This is a genomic window from Citrobacter sp. S55_ASV_140, assembly GCF_018919505.1.
In the GTDB taxonomy this organism is placed as follows: Bacteria; Pseudomonadota; Gammaproteobacteria; order Enterobacterales; family Enterobacteriaceae; genus Citrobacter; species Citrobacter werkmanii.
Window position 1 is genome coordinate 1 of record NZ_JAHLQZ010000156.1, and the last position, 9,722, is coordinate 9,722.

A 9,722-nucleotide genomic window follows, 5' to 3' on the forward strand; every position below is an offset into this window, starting at 1 on the left:
AGTGCCGGAACGGTGTCAACTTTAACGCCCAACTCGCGCAATTCTGCTTTAGTGAACTGCGGCACCAGCTTTTTGCCGTCCTTCGAAAGGAGAAAATTGATATTTCTTTTATCAATAAATTCCTGATCCCAAACCACAGAAGTGAGATAGTTACCAGGTAACAGGCCACTGTTATGTAAATAAGCGGCCAGCGCGCCCGTATTCTCTAATGGAGTATCGGTTTCGAGTGCACTAAGGTTAAAATAATCGTCGGCATACCCTGGAGCACTTGCTGCCAGTATTGCCAAGGTCAACGAATTTAAAGTAAATGTGCGCAAGACGCGAATTGAAAACATATTGCCCATCCGATGGCTAGTTTATTTTTTACGAAGACATGGATCCTTTAAGATCTTCACCTTTTAATTTATTAAAGACATCAGTATTCAATTAACGATGTAATAATCATATTATGAGCAGCGGGGTTTATATTGGCAGAGCTCTACAGTGACTGCTTACGTTGTTCAGTCTCAGAGCCATAATCATTAATAGCGGTCCAGCTAACCTGTCCTTTGGCACCAGAAGGCAGGGGATAACGCTGCTCGCCAAAAGGTGCAATCATCATGCTTAATGCAGAAGGTACAACCTGATTTTTGGCCAGTTGAATTTCTTTCCCGCCAACAGTGAGCTGGCCAAAAGTCACATAAAATGGCGTAGGGTTTTTAATCACAAGCTGATTGTTATTATGACTAAACTGTAGCGACTGCCAGGCATTCTTAGCCGCGTGATCGCTTAAAGCCTTTGGGCGATAAAATAATTTAACTTTCGTTTTAATCGCAAGCTGCAAGGTGTTGTTATCTCTCAACGCTTCCGGAATGGCAGATACCGATTTCACATTTGCCATAAACAGGGATTCACGATCCTGAGGTAAGGCGCTTTTATCACCGGTATACACGACATGCAGCAGCGTCTGGCGATTTTCTTCCAGCTTGTAAATCGGTGGGGTAATAACAAATGGTGCTTTACTGTCATCAACGTTACTCACCCAGCTTTGAACCAGGTAACGTTTATCATTATCTTTATTTTTTAATGTAACTTGTACTTCAGCCTGGCTGGCCGGATAAATAATACGTGTGCCGCTAATGACCACACCAGCCTGTGCAATGTTCATAAGAAAAAGCGATAAAAAAGAGAAGATACCTAACTGTCTTTTCATTTTTCATTCCATTGAAAGACTGGCCCTTTCAGGCCAATCAATATTAACGATACATCAGAGTATATGTTGCCTGTGCGCTATAATCGCCGGTAGTTGGTAATGTTGAGCCCACCTGAATGACTTCTGCGGTATAGTTAAAGACAATACTGCCACTGTTAGATTTATTGGTTGCCGATTCCGGATCTGAACCATCAAATTTTATGTAGTTGCTGCTATTCTCCGGTAATAAACGAACACCGAGATTCTTCGCACTACCACTCGCTTGCAGGACTTCATCGTCATAGCCCGTAATACGTGTGCCATTAAATTTAATATTCAGATTACTAATTGCAGAATCACAAGCACCAACTGTAATCGCAAAACTCTGAGAATCACCCACTTTCTTATCAGCGCCAAACGCAGTTTGGCTCAAAGGGTTAAATGTCACCGTACCGCTGGTAGTTGCGCCATTGACATCCACGGTGCAGGTGTCGGGAATAATTTTGCCTGTAAACGTGACAGTTCCTGTATCAACCGCTAAGGCATGAGTCGCCACAGTTGCAAGCAATAGTCCTGCAAACAAAGTGGAAATATGCTTCTTATACATAATGTATTCCTTACATATGCTAAATATTATTTATAACTAACAGAGAAAAGACAATGTCCATGTCAACAATAACAACAATCAAAAAGCAGACATTTTTTAGGGACAACGTTAATTCATAAATATTATATTACATTTAATATCATAATATTATCATCAGGAACACAATTCATATCCGAGATATGCATAATCAATTGTTTTTAAAGAAAATAATCAATTATGAAATATAATAAACAAATAATTAAGGAAATCTAAAATAAATTAAAAATATAATTACCAACAACACATTGCTGAAATAAATAATAAAGACAGGAGGGTAAACGCCAATCTGGCTCCCTACTGAGTAAGGGAACCAGATGACGCATTGATTAGTTTCCGCCGAACATATCCTTAATCCAACCCGCTACGCCGTCGCTGTCTTTCTTCTCTTGCTGCGCCGGTTGCTGCTGTTGAGGCTGCTGTTGCTGCGGCTGTTGAGAAGATTGATCGAACGGATTACCCGACTGCTGCAGCATTTCCCCCTGCTGACACAGTGAGTCTGGATCGGTGGTCCATACTGGCAGCGTGCGCATCCCACCACTACACACGAAGTTGCCGTCATAGTCCACGCCCATATCCACCACATCCTCCGGTGGCGTCAGCACCAGCGGGGTTGGAGTCTGGTTAGCCAGATAACGCTGATAAATCGACATCGCGCCGCTGGCACCGTACAGCTTGGTTGGCTGGTTGTTATCACGGCCCACCCAGGTGATGGTCACCTGGCTGCCGTCAATCCCGGCGAACCAGGTATCGACGTTGTTGTTGGTGGTCCCGGTTTTACCCGCCAGATGCAGCCCAGGATACTTCGCGCCAAGCTGGCGGCCTGTACCACGCTGAACCACCTGCTGCATGGTCCACAGCGTCATATACGCCGCCTGCGCCGGAACGGCACGCTCAGCCTGCGGGAAGCTCTGGTACAACACCGTGCCATCTTCGGCAATCACCGAACGCAGCGCCGACAGCGGCGCGCGGTTCCCACCGCTGGCAATAGTCTGGAACGCCTGCGCCACTTCGATTGGCGTCAGGTTCAGCGCCCCCAGCAGCATAGCCGGAACCGGGTTAAGCTGATCTTTCGGCGCGCCCAGCTTCAGCCAGGTATCGGTCACGGCAGGCAAGCCCAGCGCCATCCCCAGATTCACCGTGGGTACGTTCATTGAGCGCGTTAACGCGTCCACCAGCATCACTTTACCGCTTTCGCTATAGCGACGGTCATCGTTCTGCGGCGACCACACCTGGCCGTTCGGCTGACGCAGCGCAATTGGCGCATCGGCAATCCAGGTATTCAGGCGGTACAGCTTCGGCTGGCTGAGCGCCGTCAGATAGGTCGCCGGCTTCGCCAGAGAACCAATTGAACGACGCGCCTGCATCGCACGGTTATAGCCCGCAAACTGCGGCTCTGCCCCGCCAACCATGGCGCGAACTTCACCGCTAAAGCGATCAACCACCACAATCGCCGTTTCCAGATCGCTCAGCTTACGTTGTTTCTTCAGCACCGGAATGCCTTCCACCGCCGCTTTTTCTGCAGCGTCCTGCGCCACGGAATCAAAGGTGGTGAAAATTTTCACGCCGGAGAGATCTTTAACTTTATCGCCGAGCTTCGCCTGTAGCTCCTGACGCACCATCTGCATAAACGCTGGCTGCGGGGAGATCACCCCGCCGCGCGGTTGCACGCCTAACGGACGCGCGCTCAGCATGTCATACAGATCCTGGTCGATAATCTGCTGCTGTTGCAGCAGACGCAGCACCAGGTTACGACGCTCCAGCGCCAGCTTCGGGTTACGCCACGGGTTATAAATCGACGCCCCTTTCACCATCCCAACCAGCAGTGCTTGTTGGTCGAGGCTTAACTCTTCCACCGGACGTCCGAAGTAATACAAGCTCGCCAGCGGGAAGCCACGGATCTCGTTGTCACCGCTCTGGCCGAGATAGACTTCGTTCATGTACAGCTCAAGAATGCGGTCTTTGCTGTAACGCGCATCCATGATCAGCGCCATATAGGCTTCGTTGGCTTTACGCCAGTAGGAGCGCTCGCTGGAGAGGAACAGGTTCTTCACCAACTGCTGGGTCAGTGTACTGGCCCCCTGTACCGTACGACCTGCCGTCAGGTTCGCCAGCACTGCACGACCAATGGAATAGAGACTGATCCCGTCATGCTCATAGAAGTGACGGTCTTCTGTCGCCAATAGCGTGTCCACCAGCAGATCCGGGAAGCCGCTACGCGGGACAAACAGACGCTGCTCGCCGTTTGGTGAAGAGAGCATGGTGATCAGACGCGGATCGAGACGGAAGAAACCGAACTGGCGGTTGTTATCCATATTCTCGATGGTGTCCAGATGATCGCCGTCAAAGGTCAGACGCGCGCGCACCTGCCCTTCTTTGCTGTCCGGGAAGTCAAACGGGCGACGAATCATCTCAATGCTCTTCGCCTGTACGGTGAATTCGCCCGGACGCGTCATCTTCGTCACCTGACGATACTGCGTGGCCTCCAGCAGCTTCACCATCTCGTTCTTGCCGATGGGCATTTCTGGCTCAAGGTTAACCATGCGGCCATATACCGCCGCCGGAAGTTGCCAGACTTTGCCATCAATACGGCTACGAATTTTTTGGTCCAGATACACGCCGTAAATGGCGATCAGCACCAAAAAGACAATCGACAGTTTTACCAGCAGCCAGAACCAGCCGCGCTTACCACGAGGCTTACGCCCTTTGCCCTTACCCTTACGCGGCATCGGTTCTTCATCCTCATAGTCATCATCATAATCGTCGTCATACTCTTCATCTCTGAGTTGACGACGGCTCACCTTTTGTTTTACCGGACGCGATGGTCTCCCTTTACGTCCAATTGGCTCGCGGTCATTCCCCGCCATGCTTTTTCTCCGCAACATTCAGGCGCAAGGGCCCGATTCTCTGTTCTTCCGTCCTGCGACAGAAGAAGAAATCTCTCAATTATTGCCGCTCTTTCGCCGGATGCGGCATAACGCCTTATCCGGCCTACAGTTACATTACGAATACTTTTTGGTGCGCCGCGTTGGCGCGGTATTCGCCGGATCGTCCGGCCAGACGTGTTTCGGATAACGCCCTTTCATCTCTTTTTGCACCTCGCGGTACGATCCCTGCCAGAACGCGCTCAGATCGCTGGTCACCTGTAGCGGTCGTTGGGCCGGAGACAGCAGCTCCAACACCAGCGGAACGCGGCCCTGAGCGATGGTTGGAGTCCTCGCTTCGCCAAACATTTCCTGCATCCGCACCGCCAGCGCAGGAGGATTATCTTCATGATAGCGAATGGCAATCCGACTCCCCGTCGGCACAGTGTAATGCGCCGGCAGTTCACTATCCAGACGTTGCAGCATTGACCAGTCCAGCAAACCGCGCAATGCCTGACCCACATTTAATGCTTTTAACGCGCGTAAAGAGTGCACACCGCTCATGTGCGGCAACAGCCAGGTCTCCAGCGTCGCCAGCAGAGAATCTTCATCTACCGCAGGCCAGTCATATTCTGGCAACCAGGTCGCCGCACAATGCAAACGCAGCCGAAACTGCTCGGCCTCCGGCGTCCAGTTGAGCATACTTAGCCCTTTATCGCGAATGCCATTCAACATCGCCTGGTGCAACTCCTCTTCCGAGGGTTTAGCCAGCGGCTGGACTTTTACCGTGAGCTGACCAATGCGCGAGCGGCGTAAGGCTTTTAATGTGCCCTGGGTTTCATCCCACTCGATAGTGTCGGACTGCTGGAGCAGTTCAGGACACGTCTGCATCAGCACGTCAATCTCCAGCGGCAGGGCCAGCAGAATACGCGCATCCGGCGAAGCGCTGCCCTGTAGCAACAGGGGGGCTATCAGCCATTCATGGCGTCCGGAAGCGTCATCAGCATCCAACATTGCGCCCATACCATTAGCCAGTTGATAACGCCCTTCCTGCCCGCGTCGACGCGCGATCCGGTCGGCAAACGCCTGCGCCAGCAACGGGGAAAGCAGCGTACTGTCGGGCTGTCCGCTGCGAACATTGAGCCGTTTCAGCAATTGCTGGCTGCGCTGCTGCCAGGCGGGGTGATTGCGTGAAAACGCCACAGCCAGATCGGTACAGCCACCACGCGGCGGCTCCTCCAGAATCGCTGCCAGTTTTGCCGCCGTTGCCGCTTCGGTATCATTGCTGGCGCTGACCAGCATCGCCGCCAGGCGAGGATCGTTCCCCAACATCGCCATTTTCTGCCCGCGAGCGCTGAGCCTGTCACCTGCAAGCGCACCCAGCATCTGCAACAGTTGTTTTGCCGCCTGCAGGTTGATAGCGGGCGGCGTATCCAGCCAGTTTAGTTGCGCGGGATCGGTGCATCCCCATTGCAGCAACTCCATTAGCAGCCCGGACAGATCGCTCTGTAATATCTCCGGCTCCCCTTGCGAAGCCGCTCTTTCCGCCTGCTCTTTGGCCAGCAGATGCAGACAAATTCCGGGTTCCAGACGCCCTGCGCGTCCCGCTCGCTGCGTCATCGAGGCCTGACTGATGCGCTGGGTAATCAGTCGCGTCAGTCCCGAGCGCGCGTCATAGCGCGCCACGCGCTCCTGAGCGCAGTCTACCACCAGCCGAATACCTTCAATCGTTAAGCTGGTTTCAGCAATGTTGGTGGCCAGCACCACTTTGCGCTGGCCTTGCGGCGCGGGCAAAATCGCCTGACGCTGCTCGGCAAGCGTCAGCGCGCCATACAGTGGGCACAGCACAACATCGCTGCCCACACGCGTTGCCAGTTGCTCCTGCACGCGCTGGATTTCCCCAACGCCCGGTAAAAACAGCAGCAGCGACCCGCTTTCATAGCGCAGTAGCTCCGCCGTGGCTATCGCCACCGCTTCGTCAAAACGCAGATGTGCCGCCAGCGGTTGATACCGTCGCTCGACCGGAAATGTGCGGCCTTCAGAGATAATCATGGGCGCATCGGGCAATAACTGCTGCAAGCGCCCGTTATCGAGCGTTGCGGACATGATCAACAGTTTCAGATCGTCACGCAGACCTTGCTGTACATCCAGCAGCAGCGCCAGCGCCAGGTCGGCCTGCAGACTCCGTTCGTGAAATTCATCGAGGATCACTAACCCGACATCCGTGAGTTCGGGGTCGCGTTGGATCATGCGCGTCAGGACGCCTTCCGTCACCACTTCCAGCCGGGTCTGCGGCCCCACGCAGCTTTGCGCGCGCATGCGATACCCCACGGTCTCGCCGGGCTTTTCGTTCAGCAACTCCGCCAACCGCTGCGCCACATTGCGTGCCGCCAGACGGCGCGGCTCCAGCAAAATTATCCGCCCCTTGATGCCACCATGCTCAAGCAGTCGCAACGGCAGCCAGGTCGATTTCCCGGCACCGGTCGGCGCGGTCAGCAGAACCTGCGGCGAGGCATCAAGGGCGGTAAGCAGTTCAGGCACTACGGCGGCAACGGGCAACGACGTCACAAATGGCTCCAGAGGGTTAACATTCTTCGCGCTGCATTGTAGCATCGCGTTAATTCATAACCGAGTATCCATCATGTCTGAGCCAAAAAGGCTGTTCTTTGCGATTGAATTGCCTGCCGAGGTTCGGGAGCAGTTAATCCACTGGCGAGCCGCGCAGTTCCCTCCTGAAGCAGGCCGTCCCGTCGCCGCCGAAAATCTGCATCTGACGTTGGCCTTTTTAGGTGATGTCAGCGCAGAGAAGCAACAGGCGTTGTCGCAGCTAGCCGGACGCATTCGCCAGCCCGGTTTTACGCTCAAACTGGATGATGCCGGGCAATGGCTGCGTTCGCGAGTAGTGTGGCTGGGGATGCGTCAGCCGCCGCGCGGACTGTTACAACTGGCGAATATGCTGCGGGCGCAGGCCTCACGCAGCGGGTGCTATCAAAGCCCGCAGCCGTTTCACCCGCATATCACGCTGCTACGCGATGCCGGACACGCGGTTCCCATTCCGCCCCCCGGCTTTGGCTGGTCGTTCCCGGTCACCGGGTTTGCGCTCTATTCCTCCACATTCACGCGGGGGCGTACGCGTTACACGCAGTTGCAACGCTGGATGCTGACTGAATAATCAAAGGGACTGTTCATGCAATTTTCTCCACCTTTACAACCGGCTACGCTCATCCAGCGCTACAAGCGTTTTTTAGCGGATGTGATCACACCGGATGGCACAACGTTAACGTTACACTGCCCAAATACCGGCGCGATGACCGGATGCGCAACGCCAGGTGATACCGTCTGGTATTCAACATCAGAAAATACCAAACGGAAATATCCGCATACCTGGGAATTAACGCAAACGCAATCCGGGGCATTTATTTGTGTTAACACGCTGTGGGCGAACAGATTAGCGAAAGAGGCGATTCAGCAGTCGCTAATTTCAGAAGTTTCAGGCTATAGCATATTGAAAAGTGAAGTAAAATACGGCGCCGAAGGGAGTCGTATAGACTTTTTGTTACAGGCGGATTCCCGACCTGACTGCTATATTGAAGTGAAATCAGTCACGTTGGCGGAAAAAGATCAGGGTTATTTTCCCGATGCCATCACTGAACGAGGTCAGAAACATCTTCGGGAATTGATGAGCGTAGCGGCTGAAGGTAAGCGGGCGGTGATATTTTTCGCTGTGCTACATTCAGCCATTACACGGTTTTCACCCGCGCGCCATATTGATACGAAATATGCGCAATTATTGGTCGAAGCTCGGCAAAAGGGGGTCGAAATTCTGGTTTATAAAGCGGAACTTTCTGCCCATGGTATGACTCTTAAAGAGCCGTTGCCCATTACCTTGTAATGGTGTAAACATCTGGTTAATTAATATTCTGGGCGCGTGTGCAAATACGCTTTTCCTCACAGGGTTGTCAAGTGTTACGTTTAGATAATTGCTATCCGGAAAAGCATCTGCTATTTATAGCGACCTGATTTTTCCCCCGAACATGGGGATCGATAGTGCGTGTTAAGGAGAAGCAACATGCAAGAAGGGCAAAACCGTAAAACATCGTCCCTGAGTATTCTCGCCATCGCTGGGGTGGAGCCGTACCAGGAGAAACCGGGCGAAGAGTATATGAACGAAGCCCAGCTGTCGCACTTCAGGCGTATTCTTGAGGCATGGCGTAATCAACTTAGGGATGAAGTCGATCGCACCGTATCTCATATGCAAGACGAAGCGGCTAACTTCCCTGATCCGGTGGACCGCGCCGCGCAGGAAGAAGAATTCAGCCTTGAGCTGCGTAACCGTGACCGTGAGCGCAAACTGATCAAAAAGATCGAGAAGACGCTGAAGAAGGTAGAAGACGAAGATTTCGGCTACTGCGAATCATGCGGCGTAGAAATTGGTATTCGCCGTCTGGAAGCGCGTCCGACAGCCGATCTGTGTATCGACTGCAAAACGCTGGCAGAAATCCGCGAAAAACAAATGGCAGGTTAATTCCGGTCATTTTTACCACGTTTACTACAGGCGGGAGTTTCTCCCGCCTTATTATTTGTTAGTCCGCAAAATGAGCGATTCACACTATATTGGCCGCTTCGCCCCCTCCCCTTCCGGCGAACTGCACTTCGGTTCACTCATTGCCGCCCTCGGGAGCTACCTGCAGGCCCGTGCCCGGCGCGGCATCTGGCGAGTACGTATTGAAGACATTGACCCCCCTCGTGAAGTTCCCGGTGCTGCAGAGACGATTCTGCGTCAGCTGGAACATTACGGCCTGCACTGGGATGGCGAAATTTTATGGCAATCCCAGCGTCATGAAGCCTACCGAGAGGCGCTTAGCTGGCTGCATCAGCAGGATCTGAGCTATTACTGCACCTGTACACGGGCGCGTATTCAAAGCGTCGGCGGTATTTACGACGGCCACTGCCGTGAGTTACGCCTCGGGCCAGAGCAGGCGGCTGTCCGCATCAAGCAACGCCGCCCCGTGCTGCAGTTTACTGACCGGCTACGCGGTGTAAT

Annotated in this window: 9 protein-coding genes; 4 read left to right on the forward strand and 5 right to left on the reverse strand. The window is 53.1% G+C overall.

Features of this window, described 5'->3' with window-relative positions; translation table 11 throughout:
* The 5 genes from KQJ18_RS18205 to hrpB all read right to left on the reverse strand — a co-directional run.
* A partial coding sequence (locus tag KQJ18_RS18205; RefSeq protein ID WP_275945691.1) for a FimD/PapC N-terminal domain-containing protein occupies positions 1 to 335 on the reverse strand: 335 nt, incomplete at its 3' end.
* Positions 336 to 478: 143 nt separating this feature from the next.
* The gene (locus tag KQJ18_RS18210; RefSeq protein WP_253297521.1) at positions 479 to 1,192 is read right to left on the reverse strand and encodes a molecular chaperone; all 714 of its coding nucleotides are present in this window, start codon (positions 1,190 to 1,192) and stop codon (positions 479 to 481) included.
* Positions 1,193 to 1,235: 43 nt separating this feature from the next.
* A complete protein-coding gene (locus tag KQJ18_RS18215; RefSeq protein ID WP_085048286.1) occupies positions 1,236 to 1,778 on the reverse strand; it encodes a fimbrial protein in 543 nt (180 codons plus the stop codon).
* 365 nt (positions 1,779 to 2,143) lie between these two features.
* Complete coding sequence (mrcB, locus tag KQJ18_RS18220) at positions 2,144 to 4,681, reverse strand: bifunctional glycosyl transferase/transpeptidase (RefSeq protein WP_121528596.1); 2,538 nt, start codon at positions 4,679 to 4,681, stop codon at positions 2,144 to 2,146.
* Positions 4,682 to 4,816: 135 nt separating this feature from the next.
* Positions 4,817 to 7,246, reverse strand: coding sequence for an ATP-dependent helicase HrpB (gene hrpB, locus KQJ18_RS18225; RefSeq protein WP_216422448.1), 2,430 nt, complete (start codon positions 7,244 to 7,246; stop codon positions 4,817 to 4,819).
* Positions 7,247 to 7,319: 73 nt separating this feature from the next.
* On the opposite strand from hrpB, the gene thpR reads away from it, so the two are divergent.
* The 4 genes from thpR to KQJ18_RS18245 form a co-directional block, all read left to right on the forward strand.
* Positions 7,320 to 7,850, forward strand: coding sequence for an RNA 2',3'-cyclic phosphodiesterase (gene thpR, locus KQJ18_RS18230; protein ID WP_038637344.1), 531 nt, complete (start codon positions 7,320 to 7,322; stop codon positions 7,848 to 7,850).
* Between the two features lie 15 nt (positions 7,851 to 7,865).
* Positions 7,866 to 8,570 carry a DNA/RNA nuclease SfsA gene (gene sfsA, locus KQJ18_RS18235; RefSeq protein WP_038637342.1) on the forward strand — a complete coding sequence of 235 codons (705 nt, stop codon included), beginning with the start codon at positions 7,866 to 7,868 and terminating at the stop codon, positions 8,568 to 8,570.
* 177 nt (positions 8,571 to 8,747) lie between these two features.
* Positions 8,748 to 9,203 carry an RNA polymerase-binding protein DksA gene (gene dksA, locus KQJ18_RS18240; RefSeq protein WP_003018625.1) on the forward strand — a complete coding sequence of 152 codons (456 nt, stop codon included), beginning with the start codon at positions 8,748 to 8,750 and terminating at the stop codon, positions 9,201 to 9,203.
* Between the two features lie 70 nt (positions 9,204 to 9,273).
* A partial coding sequence (locus KQJ18_RS18245) for a glutamate--tRNA ligase family protein (RefSeq protein WP_253297523.1) occupies positions 9,274 to 9,722 on the forward strand: 449 nt, incomplete at its 3' end.

What these genes read in the sequence shown, in the direction of transcription:
- KQJ18_RS18210 (WP_253297521.1), bottom strand. Translation starts at nt 1,192, where the DNA reads ATGAAAAGACAGTTAGGTATCTTCTCTTTTTTATCGCTTTTTCTTATG.
- KQJ18_RS18215 (WP_085048286.1), bottom strand. Translation starts at nt 1,778, where the DNA reads ATGTATAAGAAGCATATTTCCACTTTGTTTGCAGGACTATTGCTTGCA.
- mrcB (WP_121528596.1), bottom strand. Translation starts at nt 4,681, where the DNA reads ATGGCGGGGAATGACCGCGAGCCAATTGGACGTAAAGGGAGACCATCG.
- thpR (WP_038637344.1), top strand. Translation starts at nt 7,320, where the DNA reads ATGTCTGAGCCAAAAAGGCTGTTCTTTGCGATTGAATTGCCTGCCGAG.
- sfsA (WP_038637342.1), top strand. Translation starts at nt 7,866, where the DNA reads ATGCAATTTTCTCCACCTTTACAACCGGCTACGCTCATCCAGCGCTAC.
- dksA (WP_003018625.1), top strand. Translation starts at nt 8,748, where the DNA reads ATGCAAGAAGGGCAAAACCGTAAAACATCGTCCCTGAGTATTCTCGCC.